Source organism: Nocardioides sp. NPDC023903 (genome assembly GCF_040639295.1).
In the GTDB taxonomy this organism is placed as follows: Bacteria; Actinomycetota; Actinomycetes; order Propionibacteriales; family Nocardioidaceae; genus Nocardioides.
Genome location: NZ_JBEZZS010000020.1, coordinates 82,397 through 102,195, shown reverse-complemented (window position 1 = coordinate 102,195; position 19,799 = coordinate 82,397). Strand labels below are relative to the sequence as shown.

The 19,799-nt window shown below is 69.6% G+C and carries 22 protein-coding genes; 13 read left to right on the top strand and 9 right to left on the bottom strand.

The features are described from left to right. Positions 1-217 precede the first annotated feature (217 nt). From AB0F44_RS20040 to AB0F44_RS20015, 6 genes are read left to right on the top strand one after another with little or no spacing between them, the layout of a single operon-like run. Positions 218-799, top strand: a complete 582-nt coding sequence (locus AB0F44_RS20040) for a regulatory protein RecX (protein WP_357358345.1) — start codon at positions 218-220, stop codon at positions 797-799. After that, positions 796-1,296 carry a phosphoribosyltransferase gene (locus tag AB0F44_RS20035; protein WP_350659047.1) on the top strand — a complete coding sequence of 167 codons (501 nt, stop codon included), beginning with the start codon at positions 796-798 and terminating at the stop codon, positions 1,294-1,296. The genes AB0F44_RS20040 and AB0F44_RS20035 overlap by 4 nt, the downstream gene beginning before the upstream one ends. Positions 1,297-1,319: 23 nt before the next feature. Further along, entirely contained in the window at positions 1,320-2,093 is a 774-nt protein-coding gene (locus AB0F44_RS20030; protein WP_357358343.1) for a GNAT family N-acetyltransferase, read from the top strand. Positions 2,094-2,133: 40 nt separating this feature from the next. After that, complete coding sequence (locus AB0F44_RS20025; RefSeq protein WP_357358341.1) at positions 2,134-2,976, top strand: PPK2 family polyphosphate kinase; 843 nt, start codon at positions 2,134-2,136, stop codon at positions 2,974-2,976. Further along, a complete protein-coding gene (locus AB0F44_RS20020; RefSeq protein WP_357358339.1) occupies positions 2,973-3,755 on the top strand; it encodes a HipA family kinase in 783 nt (260 codons plus the stop codon). The genes AB0F44_RS20025 and AB0F44_RS20020 overlap by 4 nt, the downstream gene beginning before the upstream one ends. Beyond that, entirely contained in the window at positions 3,755-4,165 is a 411-nt protein-coding gene (locus AB0F44_RS20015; protein ID WP_357358337.1) for a DUF3037 domain-containing protein, read from the top strand. Before AB0F44_RS20020 ends, AB0F44_RS20015 begins: the two co-directional genes overlap by 1 nt. A gap of 73 nt (positions 4,166-4,238) precedes the next feature. Here AB0F44_RS20015 and AB0F44_RS20010 read toward each other — a convergent pair whose 3' ends face one another. The 4 genes from AB0F44_RS20010 to AB0F44_RS19995 form a co-directional block, all read right to left on the bottom strand. Next, positions 4,239-4,982: a CbiX/SirB N-terminal domain-containing protein gene (locus AB0F44_RS20010; RefSeq protein ID WP_357358336.1), complete on the bottom strand. Its 744-nt coding sequence runs from the start codon at positions 4,980-4,982 to the stop codon at positions 4,239-4,241. 67 nt (positions 4,983-5,049) lie between these two features. Continuing rightward, positions 5,050-5,793, bottom strand: a complete 744-nt coding sequence (locus tag AB0F44_RS20005; RefSeq protein WP_141792939.1) for a phosphoadenylyl-sulfate reductase — start codon at positions 5,791-5,793, stop codon at positions 5,050-5,052. After that, the gene (locus AB0F44_RS20000; RefSeq protein WP_350659041.1) at positions 5,790-5,960 is read right to left on the bottom strand and encodes a hypothetical protein; all 171 of its coding nucleotides are present in this window, start codon (positions 5,958-5,960) and stop codon (positions 5,790-5,792) included. Before AB0F44_RS20000 ends, AB0F44_RS20005 begins: the two co-directional genes overlap by 4 nt. Further along, positions 5,957-7,681, bottom strand: coding sequence for a nitrite/sulfite reductase (locus AB0F44_RS19995; RefSeq protein WP_357358333.1), 1,725 nt, complete (start codon positions 7,679-7,681; stop codon positions 5,957-5,959). The genes AB0F44_RS20000 and AB0F44_RS19995 overlap by 4 nt, the downstream gene beginning before the upstream one ends. Before the next feature lie 465 nt (positions 7,682-8,146). Between AB0F44_RS19995 and AB0F44_RS19990 the strand changes: the two genes are divergently transcribed. From AB0F44_RS19990 to AB0F44_RS19970, 5 genes are read left to right on the top strand one after another with little or no spacing between them, the layout of a single operon-like run. Beyond that, complete coding sequence (locus AB0F44_RS19990; RefSeq protein WP_350659039.1) at positions 8,147-9,589, top strand: glycine hydroxymethyltransferase; 1,443 nt, start codon at positions 8,147-8,149, stop codon at positions 9,587-9,589. Between the two features lie 4 nt (positions 9,590-9,593). Further along, positions 9,594-10,130 (top strand): GNAT family N-acetyltransferase, encoded by a 537-nt coding sequence (locus AB0F44_RS19985; protein ID WP_357358331.1) that lies wholly within the window; start codon positions 9,594-9,596, stop codon positions 10,128-10,130. 5 nt (positions 10,131-10,135) lie between these two features. Beyond that, positions 10,136-10,906, top strand: coding sequence for a hypothetical protein (locus AB0F44_RS19980; protein ID WP_357358330.1), 771 nt, complete (start codon positions 10,136-10,138; stop codon positions 10,904-10,906). Positions 10,907-10,915: 9 nt separating this feature from the next. Further along, entirely contained in the window at positions 10,916-11,209 is a 294-nt protein-coding gene (locus AB0F44_RS19975) for a hypothetical protein (RefSeq protein WP_357358328.1), read from the top strand. After that, positions 11,206-11,499 carry a hypothetical protein gene (locus tag AB0F44_RS19970; protein ID WP_357358326.1) on the top strand — a complete coding sequence of 98 codons (294 nt, stop codon included), beginning with the start codon at positions 11,206-11,208 and terminating at the stop codon, positions 11,497-11,499. The genes AB0F44_RS19975 and AB0F44_RS19970 overlap by 4 nt, the downstream gene beginning before the upstream one ends. Before the next feature lie 18 nt (positions 11,500-11,517). Here AB0F44_RS19970 and AB0F44_RS19965 read toward each other — a convergent pair whose 3' ends face one another. Beyond that, on the bottom strand, positions 11,518-12,210 hold the full coding sequence (locus AB0F44_RS19965; protein WP_357358324.1) for a response regulator transcription factor: 693 nt from the start codon (positions 12,208-12,210) through the stop codon (positions 11,518-11,520). Beyond that, entirely contained in the window at positions 12,210-14,261 is a 2,052-nt protein-coding gene (locus AB0F44_RS19960; RefSeq protein WP_357358322.1) for a histidine kinase, read from the bottom strand. The genes AB0F44_RS19965 and AB0F44_RS19960 overlap by 1 nt, the downstream gene beginning before the upstream one ends. 198 nt (positions 14,262-14,459) lie before the next feature. On the opposite strand from AB0F44_RS19960, the gene AB0F44_RS19955 reads away from it, so the two are divergent. Further along, positions 14,460-15,176, top strand: coding sequence for a hypothetical protein (locus AB0F44_RS19955; protein ID WP_357358320.1), 717 nt, complete (start codon positions 14,460-14,462; stop codon positions 15,174-15,176). Here the strand turns inward: AB0F44_RS19955 and AB0F44_RS19950 are convergent. The 3 genes from AB0F44_RS19950 to AB0F44_RS19940 form a co-directional block, all read right to left on the bottom strand. Beyond that, positions 15,167-15,919 (bottom strand): class I SAM-dependent methyltransferase, encoded by a 753-nt coding sequence (locus AB0F44_RS19950; RefSeq protein ID WP_357358318.1) that lies wholly within the window; start codon positions 15,917-15,919, stop codon positions 15,167-15,169. The two genes, AB0F44_RS19955 and AB0F44_RS19950, sit on opposite strands and share 10 nt — an antisense overlap. Before the next feature lie 64 nt (positions 15,920-15,983). Then, a complete protein-coding gene (locus AB0F44_RS19945; RefSeq protein ID WP_357358317.1) occupies positions 15,984-16,676 on the bottom strand; it encodes a response regulator in 693 nt (230 codons plus the stop codon). Then, positions 16,673-18,277 (bottom strand): sensor histidine kinase, encoded by a 1,605-nt coding sequence (locus AB0F44_RS19940; RefSeq protein WP_357358315.1) that lies wholly within the window; start codon positions 18,275-18,277, stop codon positions 16,673-16,675. The genes AB0F44_RS19945 and AB0F44_RS19940 overlap by 4 nt, the downstream gene beginning before the upstream one ends. 142 nt (positions 18,278-18,419) lie before the next feature. Here AB0F44_RS19940 and AB0F44_RS19935 point away from each other — a divergent pair, with 142 nt between their 5' ends. After that, the gene (locus AB0F44_RS19935) at positions 18,420-19,769 is read left to right on the top strand and encodes a cation:dicarboxylase symporter family transporter (RefSeq protein WP_357358313.1); all 1,350 of its coding nucleotides are present in this window, start codon (positions 18,420-18,422) and stop codon (positions 19,767-19,769) included. The last annotated feature ends 30 nt before the right edge of the window (positions 19,770-19,799 follow it).

Sequence of the window (19,799 nt, the reverse complement as noted above, 5' to 3'; positions counted from 1 at the left end):
GCGTTTCGGGTCGTAGCCGACGTACGGCCTAAACTCGGCGTGTGGCTTTCGAACTTCCGGAGAACCTTCACCCCGATGCCGGTCCCTGTGCGCCCAGGATCCCTGGGTGGACGAACGGCCCGCGCCCGACTGGCTGGGCGACGTCTCGCTAGGCGTAGAAGCCTGGGCAGGCAAGACCCCGTTGGTTGAGCCGGATTCGCGAGGTACGAGCGAATCCGTGTCGAAACCAACACGTTCCCGTCGGAGCAAACCTCGCCCCGCAGACCCGGCCGACCCGAAGAACGACCCCGAGCCCGACCACGAGGCGATCGCCCGCAAGATCCTCCTCGACGCCCTGACCGGCCAGGCGCGCAGCCGCAAGGAGCTCGCCGACAAGCTGGAGAAGAAGGAGGTCCCCGCAGCCCTGGCGACACGGCTGCTGGACCGCTTCGAAGAGGTCGGCCTGATCGACGACGAGGCCTTCGCCAAGGCCTGGATCGCCAGCCGGCAGCCCGGAAAGGGCCTGGCGCGACGAGCCCTGGCCCAGGAGCTGCGCCGCAAGGGCATCGACGACGAGGTGGCCCGCGACGCGCTCGACGAGATCGACCCCGACGACGAGCGCGAGGCCGGCAGGCGGATGGTCCGGCGCAAGCTGCGCTCCTTGGAGCGCTTCGACGACCAGACCAAGACCCGGCGTCTGGTCGGGATGCTCGCCCGCAAGGGATACGGCGCCGGTGTGGCCTTCAGCATCGTTCGCGAGGAGCTCGCTCTGGCCGATGACGATGGCGCCGACGGTCTCGTGTCAGAATCCGACCTGTGAGTGAGCAGCAAGAGCGCGAGATCCTGACCTACGACCTCTTCGGCACCGCAGTGCGCGACATCGCCCAGAAGGTCGTCGACAGCGGCTACGAGCCCGACATCGTGCTCTCCATCGCCCGAGGCGGTCTCGCCCTCGGGATGGGCCTGGGCTACGCCCTCGACGTGAAGAACCTGTCCGCGATCAACGTGGAGTTCTACACCGGCATCAACGAGCGTCTCGACGTCCCGATCATGCTCCCGCCGACCCCCGCGGCCGTCGACCTGACCGGGATGAAGGTGCTCATCGCCGACGACGTCGCCGACACCGGCAAGACCCTGGAGATCGTCCACGACTTCTGCGAGGGCCACGTGGCCGAGGCCCGCACCGCGGTGATCTTCGAGAAGCCGTGGACGGTGATCAACGCCGACTACGTCTACAAGAAGACCGACCGCTGGATCGACTTCCCGTGGTCCTCCCAGCCGCCGCTCGTCGACCGCCGCGGCGGCCAGGCCCACTGACCCCACACGGTTAACCTGGGTGCATGTTCACTCCGGTTGCGGTCCACACCGGGACACACCGTCTCGGTGGCGTGACGCGCCCGGGGGAGAGCTGGGCAGCGGCGGCGACGAGGATCGCCGGGCGGCCTGCGTACGCTGTGGATCTCTCCGGTGAGGTGAAGGAGTTCTCCTCCGACCCGATGCCGGTGGTGGCGCTGCGACCGATGACCCGCGGAGACCTGCCTCATCTGATCCGTTGGCTCAACGCGGAGCACGTGCACCGCTGGTATGCCGTCGACGGTGAGCCGACGCCCGAGTGGGTGAAGGAGAACTACGGGCCGGACATCGACGGCAAGACCCCGGTGACCTTCTGGGTGATTGAGGTCAACGGGCGCTCGATCGGCTTCTGCCAGGACTACCGGATCAATGATGAGACGACCGGAGTGAGGCCGATCGGCGAGCTTGCTCGTCCGTTCGCGCCGAGCGAGGGAGTAAGCGCGCGAAGCGCGCAGCCCGACTACGCGTTGCTCACCCCCGACCCGGACGCGATCGGCTTCGACTACGCGATCGGGGAGCCGGCCTTCGTGGGTCGTGGGATCGGCCCGCGGATGGCCTGGGTCTGGCTGACCTCGATCCAGCGCCGCTATCCGGGCGCGACGGCCTGCTTCGCGGCCCCTGACCACCGGAACGCCGCCTCGCTGCGGATGCTCGCCAAGGTCGGCTTCGAGCAGGGCACCTGGTTCGACGAGCCCCAGCCCGACGGCTCGACGACCACGATGGTCGGCTGCTCGTTGGATCTGGGGCGCGTTCTCGGCTGACCCGCCCCGGTGGCTCCTCTTCCGGGCCTATCGTCTAGCCATGAGCCTTCTTGACGAGCTGCGGCTGCCGGCCGGACCGGTGGACCTGCGGAAGTACGACACGAACTCCGCGCCCGGCGTCGACGTCGACAAGGAGACCGGCAAGCAGGTGCTCGCCGAGCTCGGTCCGATGCTGCTCGAGCTGCAGACCAAGCTCTTCGCCTCCAAGGAGAGCGACGACCCCAGGCGGGTGCTGCTCGTCCTGCAGGGGATGGACACCTCCGGCAAGGGCGGCGTTCTCAAGCACACCGTCGGGCTGGTCGACCCGGTCGGCGTGAAGATCACCAGCTTCAAGGCACCGACCGACGAGGAGCGGGCTCAGGACTTCCTGTGGCGGATCGAGAAGGCGGTGCCGGAGCCCGGCTACCTCGGCGTCTTCGACCGCTCCCAGTACGAGGATGTGCTGATCGGTCGCGTCCGCGAGCTCGCCCCGCCCCAGGAGATCGAGCGGCGCTACGGCGCGATCAACGACTTCGAGAAGCGGCTGGCCGACGACGGCACCGTCATCCTCAAGTGCATGCTGCACATCTCGCCCAAGGAGCAGAAGAAGCGGCTCATGGCCCGGCTCGAGGACCCGACCAAGCACTGGAAGTACAACCGCGGTGACGTCGACGAGCGCCAGTTGTGGGACAGCTACCGGGAGGCGTACGAGATTGCGCTGGAGCGCACCAACACCGAGTACGCTCCGTGGTACCTCGTGCCGAGCGACAAGAAGTGGTACCGCAACCTGGCCATCGGCGAGCTGCTCCTGGAGACACTGGACCGACTCGATCTGGACTGGCCCGCGCCCCGCTTCGACATCGCCGAGGAGAAGAGACGACTGGAAGAGGACACCATCTCGTGAGTCTTGAGACGGTGCGGGTGACGCGGTATGTCACCCCGCTCCGGGAGGGCGGCAGCCTGCCCGGGATCGTGGAGGCCGATGACCTCGGCACCTATGTCTGCAAGTTCCGTGGCGCCGGGCAGGGGCTGCGGGTGCTGGTCGCGGAGGTGGTCGTCACCGGTCTGTGCCGGGCGCTCGACATCCCCACGCCCGACCAGGTCGTGCTCGACCTGGACCCCGAGATCGCCCGCTACGAGGCCGACGAGGAGGTCCAGGACCTTCTCAACGTGAGCGCCGGGCTCAACCTCGGCATCGACTTCCTGGCGGGTGCGTTCGGCTACGACGCCGCCTACTCGCCGGACCCGTCGCTGGCCGGGCGAATCCTGTGGCTGGATGCGCTGATCGCCAACGTCGACCGCTCCTGGCGCAACCCCAACATGCTGCTGTGGAACGGCGCGCTCTACGTCATCGACCACGGCGCCTCCCTCTACTTCCACCATGTCTGGCCCGGCGGAGGCGGCGACCCGGCGCGCTACGCGGCGCAGCCCTACGACACCTCCGAGCACATCCTGCGGGCCTACGCGGACGAGGCGCTCGCCCAGAACGACGACCTCGCCGCGCGGCTCGACGACGCGGTGCTGGAGAAGGTGCTCGCCGACGTACCCGACGAGTGGCTCGAGCCCGTCCCCGGCTACGACACCCCGGAGTCGCTACGCGAGCGCTACGTCGCGTTCCTGCGGGCGCGCCTCGACGGCGAGCGCCCGTGGCTGCCCGCGGCCGAGCCCGCCCAGGAGGCGTGATGGACGCCTACCAGTACGTCGTGCTCCGCTGCGTACCCCGCCCCGAGCGGGAGGAGTTCCTCAACGTCGGCGTCGTCCTGCATTGCCCCGAGCAGAAGTTCCTCGCCGCCCGGTGGTCGCTCGACGAGCAGCGTCTCGCCGCCTTCGCCCCGGGCCTCGACCTCTCCCTCGTCCGGGCCGCCTTGGAGTCGGTGGACCTGATCTGCGCCGGTGCCGCCCACGCGGGCTTCGGCGCGGGCGTCCGAGCCACGGCGTACGGCCTCCGGTCGCTCTCCGACAACGAGTCCGCCCGCTTCGGTCTCCTCAAGGCCCCGAAGAGCACGGTCCTCCAGCCCGGCCCCGTCCACGGCGGTGTGACGGCCGACGCCGTCGCCGAGCTGGACCGAGTCTTCGCCCACCAGATCACCTGAAACCCCCGCCGAGAATGCAGTTGTGGGCGACGAAACCACAGTTTCGTCGCCCACAATTAACTACTCGGCGGGATCAGACCGGGACGAGCTCGACGGCACCTACGGCGTAGCGAGCCAGGATGGTGCGAGCGACCTCGGGGTGGGCGCCCATCGGGTCGCTGACCGCGACGGCGCCGGCCTCGAGAGCGAGCTCCTTGGCGCGGTCGGGCAGCTGCCCGGGAGCCAGGAAGAGCATGCCGACGGCGATGTGGCGGCGACCCTCGGCCCGGAAGGCACGGACGGCCTCGCCGGTGGCCGGGGGAGCAGCCGAGGCGTACGCAGCCACGACCGGCAGCTTGTGGTGGGCACCCCAGATCCGGGCCAGGCGGGCGACCGACTGGTTGGCCAGCGAGTCCGAGGAGCCGGCGGCGGCCAGGACGAGCGCGTCGAGCTCGCGCACCCGCGCGGCCTTGAGCGACGCCCGCAGGCGCTCGTCGAGCACCTGGAGGAAGACGCTCTCGAGGCCGAGGATCTCGCTGGTGTGGACGCGCAGGCCGGAGTGGCGCGCGGTGGCCTCGGCGATGACCGAGGGTACGTCGACGCGGGCGTGGAACGCCTCGGTCAGGAGCAGGGGCACGACGACGATCTCGTCGTGGCCGGCCTTGACCAGCTTGTCGACGACGGCCTGGAAACGCGGCCGGGAGTGGTCGAGGAAGGCGGCTTCGATACGGAGGTCGGGGCGCAGGGCGCGTACCTCGGCAACGAGGGCGTTGATGGTCGCGGCCGACTGCGGATCGCGGCTGCCGTGAGCCAGGGCTACCAGTGCAGGAGCTGCCATTGTCTTCATCCTTCGGGTGTTGCGGGTCTGTGTTGCCACGCGGGCGGAAAGTCTGTGATGGGGAGGGTCAGGCGTGGATGCCGCACTCGGTCTTGCCGGTGCCGGCCCATCGCCCGCTGCGCGGGTCCTCGCCGGGGGCTACCCGGCGGGTGCACGGCGCGCAGCCGATCGAGGGATAGCCGTCATAGACGAGCGGGTTCACGAGCACTCCGTTGTCCTCGATATATCGCTCGACCTGCTCGTCGGACCATCGCGCCATCGGCGAGACCTTGACCTTCTGGCGCTTGGCGTCCCAGCCGATGACCGGGGCGATGACCCGGTTCTTCGTCTCCGCGCGGCGCAGGCCGGTGGCCCAGGCGTCGTAGGAGGCGAGCGAGTCGGCCAGCGGCTTGACCTTGCGCAGCGCGCAGCACAGGTCGGGGTCGGTCCGGTAGAGGTCCTTGCCGTACTCGGCGTCCTGCTCGGCCACGCTCTGCACGGGCGTGATCGTGAGGAGGTTGACCGGCATCGTCGCCTCGACGGCGTCGCGGGTGCCGATCGTCTCGATGAAGTGGTAGCCGGTGTCGAGGAAGACCACGTCGATCCCGGGTACGACCTTCGAGGCGAGATGAGCCAGGACCGCGTCACCCATGGAGGACGTGATCGCGAACCGCTCGCCGAAGGTGGCGGCGGCCCACTCGATGATCGTCTCGGCCGGGGCGAGCTCGAGCTCGGCTCCCCAGTGGGAGACGATCTCGCGCAGCTCCTCGGGCGTACGTCCCTCGGTGTCGACCGCGCGGTTGGCCCTTGCGGCTGCTGTGCTGACGCTCATCGGTGCGCCTCCTTCGTGGTTGCCCGAGAGATCTGTCCAAGTGACTTCAGCTGGAAGGCGCGCAGGCAGGCGCGGCATTCCCAGGACCCGTGCGTGGCCTCGTGCGGCCACAGGTCGGTCTCGCCACAGAACGGGCAGTGGAACGGGGTGCTTGCGCGCTCGCTCATGCGGTCACCTCGTCCAAGGTCTTCTCGCCGCGCAGCAGTACCTCGTCGGCCCGCGCGGTCCAGGCCGAGAAGGTCTCGGCCTCCTCGCGGTCGGCCAGGTAGTTGACGACCAGCGCGGAGATGTAGTCGTCGAGCCCGGCCGAGGTGACCTTGTGCGCGCGCAGCTTGCGCCCGAAGTTGGCGGTCAGGCCGGTCGCGCCGCCCAGGTGCACCTGGAAGCCCTCGACCTGGTTGCCCTCGTCGTCGAGGACCAGCTGGCCCTTGAGCCCGATGTCGGCGACCTGGGTCCGCGCGCAGGCGTTGGGGCAGCCGTTGACGTTGACGGTGATGGAGGCGTCGAGCTCCGGGAACCGGGACTCGAGCGAGGCGATCAGGTCGCGGGCCCGGTCCTTGGTGTCCACGATCGCGAGCTTGCAGAACTCGATCCCGGTGCAGGCCATCGTGTTCTGGCGCCAGTTGGAGGGCCGGGCCGAGAAGCCGATCGCGTCCAGCGCGGTGACCAGGTCCTCGACGACCGCAGGGTCGACACCGATCAGCACGATCTTCTGGTACGGCGTGAGCCGAGCGCCCTCGACGGCGAACTTCTCCATGACGCCGGCGAGCTCGACCAGATGGGTGCCGGAGATGCGGCCGGCGATCGGCGCCAGGCCGACGTACTTCTTGCCGTCCTTCTGGTCGTGGATGCCGACGTGGTCGCGGTGGCCCAGGGGCGACTCGGGGGAGGGGTTGGAGACGAGCTGGCGGTCGAGGTACTCGTTCTCGAGGACCTCGCGGAACTTCTCCTTGCCCCAGTCGGCGACCAGGAACTTCAGCCGGGCCCGCGAGCGGAGCCGGCGGTAGCCGTAGTCGCGGAAGATGCCGGCGACGCCGGCCCACACGTCGGCGACCTCGTCGATCGGCACCCACACGCCGAGCTTCTCGGCCAGGCGCGGGTTGGTGGAGAGACCGCCGCCGACCCAGACGTCGAAGCCGGGGCCGTGCTCGGGGTGGACGGTGCCGACGAAGGCGATGTCGTTGATCTCGGGTGCCACGTCGTGTGAGGGGTGGCCGGTCAGCGCGGTCTTGAACTTGCGCGGGAAGTTCGAGAAGGCGGGGTCGCCCAGGTAGCGGGACTCGATCTCGCGCAGCGCCGAGGTGCCGTCGATGATCTCGTCGGCGGCGACGCCGGCGACCGGCGAGCCGAGGAACGGACGAGGCGAGTCACCGCAGGCCTCGGTCGAGTGCAGCCCGACCTCCTCGAGGCGCGACCAGATCTCCGGGACGTTCTCGATGTCGATCCAGTGGTACTGGATGTTCTCGCGGTCGGTGATGTCCGCGGTGTCCCGCGCGAAGTCGACGCCGATCTGACCCAGGGTGCGCACCGCGGCGGGGGAGAGGAGCTTGCCGTCGGAGCGTACGCGCATCATGAAGTAGCGGTCGTCGAGCTCCTCCTCGTCGAGGATGGCGGTCTTGCCGCCGTCGATCCCGGGCTTGCGCTGGGTGTAGAGACCGAACCACCGGAAGCGGCCGCGCATGTCGGCCGGGTCGATCGAGTCGAACCCGCGCTTGGAGTAGGTGTAGAGGATCCGGTCGCGAACGTTGAGCGGGTCGTCGTTCTTCTTCGACTCCTCGTTCTTGTTCAGCGGCTCGGTGTAGCCGAGGGCCCACTGACCCTCGCCCTTCTTGGGCCGGGGGATCTCGGTTCGGGTGGCGCGCTTGGCCTGAAACCGGTTGTCGCTCATGTCAGAGAAACCTTTGCGTCGGTCGTGGACGCACGGCGGAGCAGGGACGTGCTCGCGGCGGGCGCCCGGGATGTCTGTCGGGCGGCGGGCCAGCGGCTCGACGCGGTGAAATGCGGAGCGCTGGGCGTCAGTGGCGCCAACAGATCGAGCTGCGGATGCGGCAATAGTCCACGTGGCGTCGAACCACGAGGTGCGCATGTGTTGCAGCAGTGACCATGTCAAGGAGTCTCAGGTAGCGGACGGCTCTCACGCAATCTGGAATCCCGATATATGAGACATCGGTCCGTTATGTGGGACGTTCCCGCTTGTTCACGCGGGCGGTGTGGCCGAGGTCACCATCTGGTCACGGTCTCTCAACCGGGCTGAGCAGTCAGTCATTCCCGCGGGCGGTGATAGAGGACGTACGCAACGCACCGGGCGACCACGATGCTGCTCTCGTCCGCGCGGCTGACTACGCTGTGACCTATGAGCGATCTGTCCGCCTTGACGAGTTCTGCCTACAACCAAGCCCTCGAGGTCATCGCCTCCGTGGAGCCCCGCATCGCCGAGGCGACCAAGCAGGAGCTCGCTGACCAGCGCGCCAGCCTCAAGCTGATCGCGAGCGAGAACTACGCGAGCCCCGCCACGCTGATGACGATGGGCACCTGGTTCTCCGACAAGTACGCCGAGGGCACCGTCGGTCACCGCTTCTACGCCGGCTGCCAGAACGTCGACACGGTCGAGCAGATCGCCGCCGAGCACGCCAAGGAGCTCTTCGGTGCGGAGTACGCCTACGTGCAGCCGCACTCCGGCATCGACGCCAACCTGACGGCGTACTGGGCCATCCTCGCCCACCGGGTCGAGGGCCCGTGGCTGGAGAAGATGGCCGTCAAGAACATGAACGAGCTCTCCGAGGCCGACTGGGAGACGCTGCGCGGCGAGCTCGGCAACCAGCGCCTGCTGGGCATGTCGCTGGACGCCGGCGGCCACCTCACCCACGGCTTCCGCCCGAACATCTCCGGCAAGATGTTCCACCAGAACCAGTACGGCACCGACCCGGAGACCGGGCTGCTCGACTACGACTCGCTGCGCGCCAAGGCCAAGGAGTTCCAGCCGCTGATCATCGTGGCCGGCTACTCCGCCTACCCGCGCCGGGTGAACTTCGCCAAGATGCGCGAGATCGCCGACGAGGTCGGCGCCACCCTGATGGTCGACATGGCCCACTTCGCCGGCCTCGTCGCCGGCAAGGTGTTCCAGGGCGAGGAGAACCCGGTTCCCTACGCCCACGTCGTCACCTCGACCTCCCACAAGTCCCTCCGCGGCCCGCGCGGCGGCTTCATCCTGGCCACCGAGGAGTACGCCCCGAGCGTCGACCGCGGCTGCCCGATGGTCCTCGGCGGCCCGCTCTCTCACGTCATGGCCGCGAAGGCCGTCGCCTTCGCCGAGGCGAAGCAGGAGAGCTTCCAGATCTACGCCCAGGAGGTCGCCGACAACGCCAAGTCGCTCGCCGAGGGCTTCCTCAAGCGTGGCGCCAAGCTCGTCACCGGCGGCACCGACAACCACCTCGTCCTGCTGGACGTGACGAGCTTCGGCCTCACCGGCCGCCAGGCCGAGTCGGCGCTGCTCGACTCCGGCGTGGTCACCAACCGCAACTCGGTCCCGGCCGACCCCAACGGCGCCTGGTACACCTCGGGCGTCCGCCTCGGCACCCCGGCGCTGACAACGCGCGGCTTCGGCGCCGACGAGTTCGACCGCGTCGCCGAGCTCATCGTCGACGTGCTCTCGAAGACGACGCCAGGGACTACCAAGGCCGGCGGCCCGTCCAAGGCGTCCTACGCCATCGAGGACTCGGTCGCCGACAACACGAAGGCCGCCGCGGCGGAGCTGCTCGCGAAGTTCCCGCTGTACCCCGGTCTCGACCTCGCCTGATCCCGTGAGCGTTCCGAAGCGACCCAGCTCGATCCCCGGCGTGGGGGCCCCTGAGAAGGTGGTCCCGACGGCGGCGGTACGTGTCGTCGTCGAGGACGAGTGGCCGGCACTCAAGAAGGTGCGCCTCGCGGCTCTCCAGGACACTCCTCGTGCGTTCTGGGCGTCCTACGACGAGGTCGTCACCTGGCCCGACGAGCGTTGGCGGCTGTGGGCCGCGTCCGGTGCGGCCTACATCGCCTGGCTCGGGGAGAAGCCCTCAGGGCTCGCTGCCGGGATCATCCACGACGGCGAGCACCACCTGATCAACATGTGGCTCGCCCCCGAGGCGCGTGGTCACGGTCTCGCCGAGGGCCTCATCCTGGCCGTCGCGGGCTGGGCGCGTCGTGACGGCGCCTCCGTGCTGACCCTGTGGGTCGTCGACGGCAACGAGTCCGGGCGCCGCCTCTACGAACGCCTCGGCTTCGAGCTCACCGGTGAGACGCAGCCGTTCCCCGAGGGCGACCCGCGCACCGAGTCGAAGATGGCGCTCCGCCTCACCTGACCGCGATGGCCGACCCACGCGAGGGCGTGACCCCCGACGGTCTGATCATCACGGGAGCGCGCCGCGACCGGGTGCCGCCCGCGTATGAGCCGGTCCTTGCGTACGTCCTCGGGCGGACCCCGCCGGAGGTGTCGGTCCACGTCTACGGCTCGGTCGCGAACGGCACGGCCATCGAGCCCACCTCCGACGTCGACCTGCTGACGATCGGACTTCCGGCGGCGGACGCGTCCGCGCTCGGCACCGAAGCTTCGGCGGCGTTCGCCGAGGTCTGCCGTGGCGTCGAGATCGCCGCGGCGTCCGAGGGCGACTACCTCGGCGAGGGCGATGAGGCGTACGGCAACCGGGTCTTCCTGCGGCACTACTGCGCCCATCTCGCGGGCCCCGACCCGGGCGCTGTCCTGCCCGGGTTTCCGGCGGACGCCCGTGCGGCCCGCGGCTTCAACGGCGACATCGAGCGTGCTCTGCGCAGGTGGCGCGCCGCCCTCGGCCGCGACGACCCGAGCGACCTCTCCCGCCGGATCGCGCGCAAGTCACTCCTGGCCCTGGCCGGCCTGGTCAGCGTCCACGACGGCACCTGGACGACCGACCGCTTCGCGGCCGTCGCCCGCTGGAGCGAGATCGAACCGGCCCGGGCGTCCGAGCTGACCAGGCTCCGGACGCTGTGCGACAGCGGCGGCGCCTCCGCGGACGAGACCGAGGCGCTGCTCGCCGCCGGCGGCGTGATCGAGTCCATCGCCGCCCGTTTCGCGGCGGAGATCGGGCTGTGGCAGCCCTAGACTCGGCCCGTGACGAGTGAACAGGTCGAGGTCAGCGCCCTGGCGATCAATGTGGCCATTCCGGAGACCCTTCAGTGGACGGACACCCGCCGCGACGTGGTCTTCCGGCTCAGCACCCTCAACGTACGTCTCCTGCCCGACGGGCGCCTCGCCGCCAAGGCCTACGGCCGCCCAGTCGAGGGCGGCCGCAGCGCCTACACCTCGTTCCCGGTCCCGGACCGCCCCGAGCTGACCGCGCTGATCGGCGAGGCCGCGCAGGTGGCTGCCGAGCGATGGCGGACAGCGTACGCTCCGGAGGCATGACTCCAGACGAGGTCGACGCCTTCGTCTCCTCGCTGGACGGCTGCCGCCACAAACCGCGCGGCTGGTACCTCAACGACCGCCTGGTCGCCAGGCAGGTCGACGCGACCACCCTGCTCGTCCGCGTCCCGATCGATCGCCGCGAGGCGCTGATCGAACGCTGGCCGGACGCCTTCGGCATCCCACCCCGGATGGAGGCCCACCACAAGATCGAGGCCTACCTCGACCGCGCCCCGGCCCGGGCCGTGGAAGCGGCGATCCGCCTCGCCTGGGAGTTCCAGCGCGGCGAGTGACCCGGCTCTGCGTCGGTGTCAGCGGGATCCGTCGGGGTCCTCACCGTGGCCCGGGTCGGCTCGACCCAGCCCGGCATCGCGGCCGACGATGATCGCCTTGCCGCGCTCAGACAGGTTCAGCTTGGCCAGGATCACCGAGACGTTGTTGGCCACCGTCTTGGGGGACAGGAACAATGCCTGGCTGATCTCGACGTTGGTGAGGCCGGCTGCGACCTTGTCGAGGATCACCCTCTCCCGATCGGTGAGCTCCGGGAAGGACTCGGCTGATCTGGTGGGGCCGCCGGCGAAGAACGTGCGCATGCGATGAGCGAGGGCGGCACCGAACACAGCCTGCCCGGCCGCGGCCGAACGCACCGCGGCGAGGATGTCCTCGCCGTCGGCACCCTTGAGCAGGTAGCCGACCGCGCCGGCGGCGATCGCGGCATGCACGGTGGCGTCGTCATCGAACATCGTCAACACCAGCACAGCCAGGTCGGGTCGAGCCTCGAGGATCTCGTGGGTCGCCTCCAGACCTGAGCGCTCCGGCAGCTGCAGGTCCATCAGTACGACGTCTGGCTCGGTCTCGGCGACCACTTCGACCGCGCTTTGCCCATCGGCGGCCTGGCCCACGACGGCGATGTCGTCGACGGAAGCCACCACTGCCTCGAGCCCCTGCCGCACGAGCTGGTGGTCGTCGACGATGACCACCCGGATGACTCCGTCGGCTCTCATCACGGAGGCCCGGTCGCTGCGGGATCCACAAGCGGGAACGACGCCCGGAGGCGTCCGCCGTCGCTCGTGGGACCGATCTCAAGGGTCCCGCCGAGCTCCGAGACCCGCTCACGCATGCCGATGGTGCCGACTCCTGGCGTCCAGACTCGCCTGGATGCTCCGTCGTCCGCGATCTCTAGAAAGGCGTTGCCGTCGACGGTGCCGAGGCGGACTCGGCAGCTGCCTGCCTCGGCATGCCGGACCACGTTGGTCACACCCTCGATGCTGATCCGGTACAGCGCGACCTCGACCGCAGCCGGCAACGCCGGGAGGTCACCGCCCTCGACCGCGATGTCGAGGCCATCGACCTCGCCCATCCGGCGTACCTGGGCGGTGATCGCCCCGACGACACCGAGGTCGTCCAGCGCTGCGGGACGGAGGGAGTAGACGACGGTACGCAGATCCGCGATCGCCTGGCTCGAGGCTTCCTTCGCCCGGGCGAGAAGTTGGAGCGGGTCTCCGCCTGCAGCCAGCCGGCTCCGCATGGCGTCGAGGTTGAGGCCGACACTGGTCAGCAGCGGCCCCAGGCCATCGTGGAGATCGCGGCGCAGCCGGCGCCGTTCTTCCTCCCGCGCCTCGACGATGCGCTGACGCGACATCGCGAGGTCGGTGGTGAGCGCCTCGGCGTGCACGGCTGCACTCGCTTGGCGGGCCAGTTCAGCCAGCACCGCCTGGTCCCGCGTGTCGAGCGCCGACTCGCCTCGCCGCGGCGCGGCAACGAGGCTTCCGACCTGGACGCCCTGGGACACGAGCGGCCAGCGGCCGAGATCGGCCTCCGCCGGCGGTGGGTCGCCGTACTTGGCCAGCAGCTTGCGGTCCCCGGGTCGCTCGATCGCGACGTACGGCAGCCGGAGCGAAGCGGCGACCGTGCTGACCACTGCCGCCAGCGCCGCGCCTGGTGCGGCCGCGGCGTCGAGGCGTTGACCGAGATCGCGCAGCGCACGATAGGGATCCGCCCGATGGCCGTAGAACAGCTCGTCGACCAGGTGCTGACTGAGCCGCAGCGCCGGCCCGAGGACGAGGGCGGCGACGACCGCCGCGGTCACCAGTCCGGCCCGCTCCCGCTGGAACGCAGCGGCGGTGGAGGTGAGCGTTGCGAACACCGCCACGACCAGGACCGTCACCATCAGGTACGCCGCCGACCGCCGGATGATGGTGTCGATGGCCCACAACCGGTAGCGGACGATCGGAATCACCAGTGTGCTGGTGAAGATCAGTCCGTCGGCCGCGTATACCGCCAGCGGAAGCGATTCGGTGATCGCGAAGGGGAACAGTGCCAGCGTGAGGACGACGCCGAACGCACGCCACTTGAGCTGGTCACGCTCGATGCCGGTGGCCCTCCACGCACGTCGGACGACCTCGAGCCCGGCGATGATTCCCAGCAGGATCACCAGTGGGACGGCTGCCGTGAGCCCCAGCCCGATCTCTCCGAGGAGCGTCCCGCTCGTCAGGGGATTGCGGAGCGTCTCGACCGTTCCGTCGGCTCGATCCAGCTCGAGAGTCCAATCACCGATGAGCCCACCGGTCAGGCCCAGCGCGATGCCCACCAGGAGCAGCCGGCTCAGGAAGCGCCCGAACCTCGAGGAGACATTGCCGCTCGGGAAGCGGACGTTCACCAGGCCCTGAACCGCCACCGGCAGGAACTGCACCGTCGCGAGCAGGCACCCGAACCGGAGCAGAGCGTTGTCGGAGCCGGCACTGAGGGCGACGTACGACTGCGAGGCGATCGCGATCCCGACGGCGACGACCGCAGCGCAGCCCGCCAGCAGCCAGCCGAACGGGAGATCTGGACGACGGACCACGAGGAAGGCGCCGACGACCGCGTAGGGCACGACGTAGGCGAGCGTCGTCGCGTACTCCGCGACCTGCCCACGAGGAGCTTCCGTCGGCGTCATCAGCGCGGCGATCGCGACGCCGGCTCCGACCAGGGCGACAGCGAGCAGCACGCCGGCCGCCGGCACCGGGTGGGTGCGGGGTGACCAGGAGCGCTCAGCGATCACGGTGCTCGTCACGATATCCCCACAGTGACCCTGGGGCGCTGCGCGCGCAATGGGGTGGCGTTCCCGGTCATCGGGATGTTCTCCCGAGAACGCGGGAGGGCGCGGTGATTCCCGCCTCTGTGCGCGGGAATCGGCGGGGCAGACGATCAGATCCGTGGCGTCTGCACTCCTCGCCGGCGCCTACCGAGAACATCGACTCAGGAGGACAGCATGAGCTCCACCATCCAACCTGCACCCCCGGACAGCACGGGGCGGACGAAGCGAGTACGCGATCGCCGCGCCTTCTGGCGCATCCTCCTCGCGGTGATCCTGCCGCTGCCGATGCTCGCCAAGGGCATCCACTACATGCTGAGCCCGGTCGGAGGCGACGTCACCTTCACCGAGACGGTGACAGCGCTCGAGGCCCATCCCGACATGCTGGAGACCCTGAAGTGGCTGGACGCGGTCTTCGTCGTCGGGCTCATCCCCGCCACCATCGCCCTGGCCTGGGTCGCCCGCCGTGGCGCCCCCCGACTGACCACGGCCGGCGGGGTCATCGCGCTGACGGGCTTCCTCGTCGGCATGCCCCTGATGGGCGGTGTGATGACACCGGCGCTGGTCACCGTCCAGCACGACCTCGACCCGGCGTCGATGGCAGCCCTGGACGACGCCCTCCACCACGAGCCGCTGCTCGGGATCGCCTCGCTCCTGTTCATCGTGGGCATCGTCTTCGGTCTCGGCCTGCTCGGCGGCGCGCTGATGCGCAGCCGTGCCGTGCCGGTCTGGGTCGGTCTCGCCGTGATGATCGGAGCCGCGACCCACCCGTTCATCCCGAACAACATCGGTCAGGGCGTCGGCCTCATCGTCGCCGCGATCGGGTGCGCCGGTGTCAGCCTCGCCCTGCTGCGGATGACCAACGACGAGTTCGACCTGCCGCCTCAGGCGTGAGCGTCCGGCTTGCGCCAGACGGACACATGACTCGTGGAGTCGTTGGTGAACTCGGAGCGGTCCCAGCCGGCGTACCTCGACTCCAGCGTCATCCCGGCCAACCGCGCCATCAGGTCGAGCTCGGAGGGCCACACGAACCGGAAGTTGTGTGGCCCGTACCTGAAGCGTCCGTCGGCCTCGCGGGTGTAGTGGTGCGAGATCGCCTGCTGGGTGACCAGGTCGTAGGTGTCGAACCCGAGGTGCGCTGCGGAGACGTCGAACGGGATCGCCGGGCTGCCCGGGGGAAGCCGCCTCAGGCCGGGCACGCCGACCTCGACCAGGAAGCGCCCGCCCGGCGCCAGATGACGCGCGGCATTGGCGAAGCAGGCGACCTGCTCCTCCTGCGTACGCAGGTTCCCGATCGTGTTGAAGACCAGATATACCAACGAGTACGTCCCCACCCCAGGCGCCTCGGCAGAGGCCATGTCGCCGACCACGACCGGGATCTGCTCCTCGGTGACCTTGCGCCGCAGGACGTCGGCCATGGGCTCGGACAGCTCGATGCCGGTGACCGGCACGCCCAGCTCCCACAGCGGTACGCCGATCCGCCCCGTCCCGATGGCGAGCTCGAGCGCGGGGCCGCCGTCGGCGACCTCGGCGAGGAAGCGGGCCACCGGCCCGGTCACCTCGGCTGAGTTGACCCAGTCGTCGGGGTCGTCGTAGCGCTCGGCGTCGTCGCGGGTCCACAGGTCGCTGCTGGTCATGGGCATCGACTCTGCCCGGCGGCACACCCCGGGCGCGAACCATTTTAGGCGGCCTGACGTCGGTTCAGAGCCAGGAGTAGCCGACCTCGGGCCGCCCGCCGCTGGGACCGTAACGGACCCCGCGCGCGGCCAGGCCCTTGTCGGCGAGGTGCTCGAGGTAGCGCCGCGCGGTCACCCGCGACGCGCCGACCACCGCGGCGACCTCGCTCGCGGACAGGTCACGCTCGGCCTCGCGCAGCGCGGCCGTCACGGCCCGCAGCGTCTCCGGGCTCATGCCCTTGGGCAGCGGGGTGCTCCCGGTGGGCCGCAGCGACCCCAGGAGCTGGTCGACCTCGTCCTGGACGACCTCCTCGGGGGCTGCATCCAGCCGGGCACGATAGTCGGCGTACTGCTCGAGCTTGTCCCGGAAGGTCGCGAAGGTGAACGGCTTGAGCAGGTAGAGCACGACCCCCTGCACAACGGCCTGCCGCACCACCTTCGTGTCCCGCGCCGCCGTCACCGCGATCACGTCGCACAGATGCCCGGCGGCACGCAGCCTGCTGAGCAGGCCGAGCCCGTGCCCGTCAGGCAGGTTCATGTCGAGCAGGATCAGGTCGACCGGAGCGCCCGCGTCACGGGCGGCGTCGAGCGCGCGGACCGCATCCCGCGCCGACCGCGCGATCCCGGCCAGGGCGAAGCCCGAAACCCGGTCGACGTACGCCGCATGGGCCTCGGCAGCGAGCGCCTCGTCCTCGACGACCAGCACCTTGACACTCATTCGGCCACCTCCGTGCCGAGGGTGACGATGAACTCGGCCCCGCCGAGGTGCGAGCGGCCGATGACGACCTCGCCACCATGACGCCGAGCGATCTGGCCGACCAGCGCCAGGCCCAGGCCGCGGCCCGTGCCGGGCTCGGCCTTCGTGGTCCAGCCGCGGTCGAGGACGCGCGCCGAGTCGGCGTCGTCCAGGCCGGGACCACTGTCGCCCACACGGACCGTGAGGGCGTCGTCGTCACCGGTGAGGTGGACCTCGACCTGGCGGGACTCGAAGCCGGAGACGGCGTCGAAGGCGTTGTCGACGAGGTTGCCCAGCACCGTCACCAGGTCGCGGGGCGGGATGCCCGTGCCGGGTGGCACCTCGCCGACGATGCGGAACTCGACGCCCTGCTCGGCCGCCTCGGCCGACTTGCCGAGCAGCAGCGCGGCTACCACGGGGTCCTCCACCGCGCCGACGACCCGGTCGGTGAGGAGCTGGGCGACCTGGAGCTCCTCGGTGGCGAACTCGACCGCGTCCTGCTCCCGGCCCATCTCGATGAGGGACACCACCGTGTGGAGCCGGTTGGCCGCCTCGTGGTTCTGGGACCGGAGCGACTCGGTGAGGCGGCGTACGACCTCGAGCTCGCCGGTCACCGAGCGCAGCTCGGTGTGGTCGCGCAGCGTCACCACGGCCCCGACCTCGCGACCGTCCCACAGCGCGGGGGCCGAGGAGACGACGAGGATCCGCTCGCCCGCGAGGTAGAGGTCGTCGGACTCGGCTGTGCGGCCGCGGGCGGCGGCGACCAGGCCGGGCGCCAGGTCGAGGTCCTCGATCCGGGTGCCGATGACGTCGTCCGGGAGCGCCAGCAGGCGTCGCGCCTCGTCGTTGACCAGCTGCACGCGCCCCTGCCCATCGAGTAGGAGCAGACCCTCGCGGACCGAGTGGAGGACGGCGGAGTAGTACTCGTACATCCGGGCCAGCTCGCGCTCGCCCATGCCGTGGGTCAGCCGGTGCAGGCGACGGCTCAGCAGCCAGGCACCGGTCAGCCCGGCGGCCAGCACGAGTACGCCGCACAGCAGCACGATCGTGACGTCGCGCTTGAGCCCGCGGTTGATGTCGCTGACCGTGATGCCGACGGACACGAGCGCGACGACCTCGTCGCCGTCCTCGACCGGCACCACCGCGCGGACCGACGGGCCGAGCGTTCCGGTGTACTGCTGGGTGAAGACCTCGCCGTCGGGCGCGCCGCCGAGGTCGCCGACGAACTTTCCGCCGATCTGTTGCGGATCGGTGTGGGTGTAGCGGGTGCGGTCCAGGTCCATCACCACGACGAAGTCGGTGTCGGTGTCGCGGCGTACCTGCTCTGTCCAGGGCTGGAGGGTCGCCGTCGGGTCCTCGCCGCGCAGCGCCGTGCTGACGGTGGGGGAGTCGGCGACGGTCTGGGCGACCGCGACCGCGCGCTGGGTGGCGCGGCTGTAGGAGTCGCGCTGGGCGTCGTAGGACGCCATCAGGATGCCGGTGACGACGAGCAGCAGCACCGTGCCGAACTGGAGGAGCAGCACCTGCTGTGCCACCGGCCGATCGCGCAGAACACGGCGGCGGAACGGGTGGACACGGGGCACCACCTCATTCTGGACCACCTGCGTTGCGTGGATGTGATCGTGGCCACGAACACAACGAACACAACAGTGACGGTCGTCACGTTCTGCCGGAGAGTTGCCCGAGTTGCCCCGGAGGGCAGGACACACCGGACCAGGAGGAACGATGAGTACGACCACCACTGAGACAAGACCCAAGAAGGACCGGACACATTATCTCTACATCGCGGTGATCGCCGCGGTGGTACTTGGCATCCTGGTCGGGTTGATCGCCCCGTCGTTCGCGGTGGAGCTGAAGCCGATCGGCACGGCCTTCGTGAACCTGATCAAGATGATGATCCAGCCGATCATCTTCTGCACCCTGGTCATCGGCGTCGGCTCGGTCGCCAACGCGGCCAAGGTCGGCAAGGTCGGTGGCCTGGCGCTGGTCTACTTCATCGTGATGTCCACGGTCGCCCTGGCGATCGGTGTGATCGTCGGCAACATCATCGACCCGGGCACCGGCCTCCAGTTGAGCTCCGACGCTTCCAGCGCGGGCCAGGAGGCTGCGTCGGAGGGTCACGCGAGCACGACCGACTTCCTCCTCAGCATCATCCCGACCTCGCTCTTCTCGGCTCTCACCTCCGGTGTGGTGCTGCAGACCCTGCTGGTCGCACTGCTGGTCGGCTTCGCGCTGCAGCGGATGGGTGAGTCGGGCAAGCCGATCCTCAACGCGATCACCGTGATCCAGAAGCTGATCTTCCGGGTGCTCGCGATGATCATGTGGGCCGCTCCGGTCGGCGCCTTCGGCGCCATCGCCGGTGTCGTGGGCGAGACCGGCATCGACGCGCTGAAGAGCCTGGCCGTCATCATGATCGCCTTCTACGTCACCTGTGCGATCTTCGTCTTCGGCATCCTGGGCGTGCTCCTCAAGCTGGCGACCGGCGTCAACCTCTTCAAGCTGCTCAAGTACCTCGCCCGCGAGTTCCTGCTCATCCTCTCCACCAGCTCGTCCGAGTCGGCCCTCCCGCGCCTGATCGCGAAGATGGAGCACGCCGGTGTCGAGAAGGCGACCGTCGGCGTCGTGGTCCCCACGGGCTACTCGTTCAACCTGGACGGCACCGCGATCTACCTGACGATGGCCTCGATCTTCATCGCGGACGCGATGGGTGACCCGCTGAGCATCGGTGAGCAGATCGGCCTGCTGCTGTTCATGATGATCGCCTCGAAGGGTGCCGCCGGTGTGACCGGTGCGGGCCTGGCGACCCTCGCCGGCGGGCTCCAGTCCCACCGCCCGGAGATGGTCGACGGGGTCGGGCTCATCGTGGGCATCGACCGGTTCATGTCCGAGGCCCGTGCGTTGACCAACTTCGCCGGCAACTCGGTCGCCACCGTCCTGGTCGGCCACTGGACCAAGACCATCGACCACAGCCAGCTCGATCGTGTCCTGGACGGTCAGGACCCGTTCGACGAGACGACCATGGTCGACGACCACGCGGCTCCGCCCGCTGCCGAGACCGACAAGGCTCTCGTCTAGACCCCCATGGCACCAGGCCGTACGCCGCGC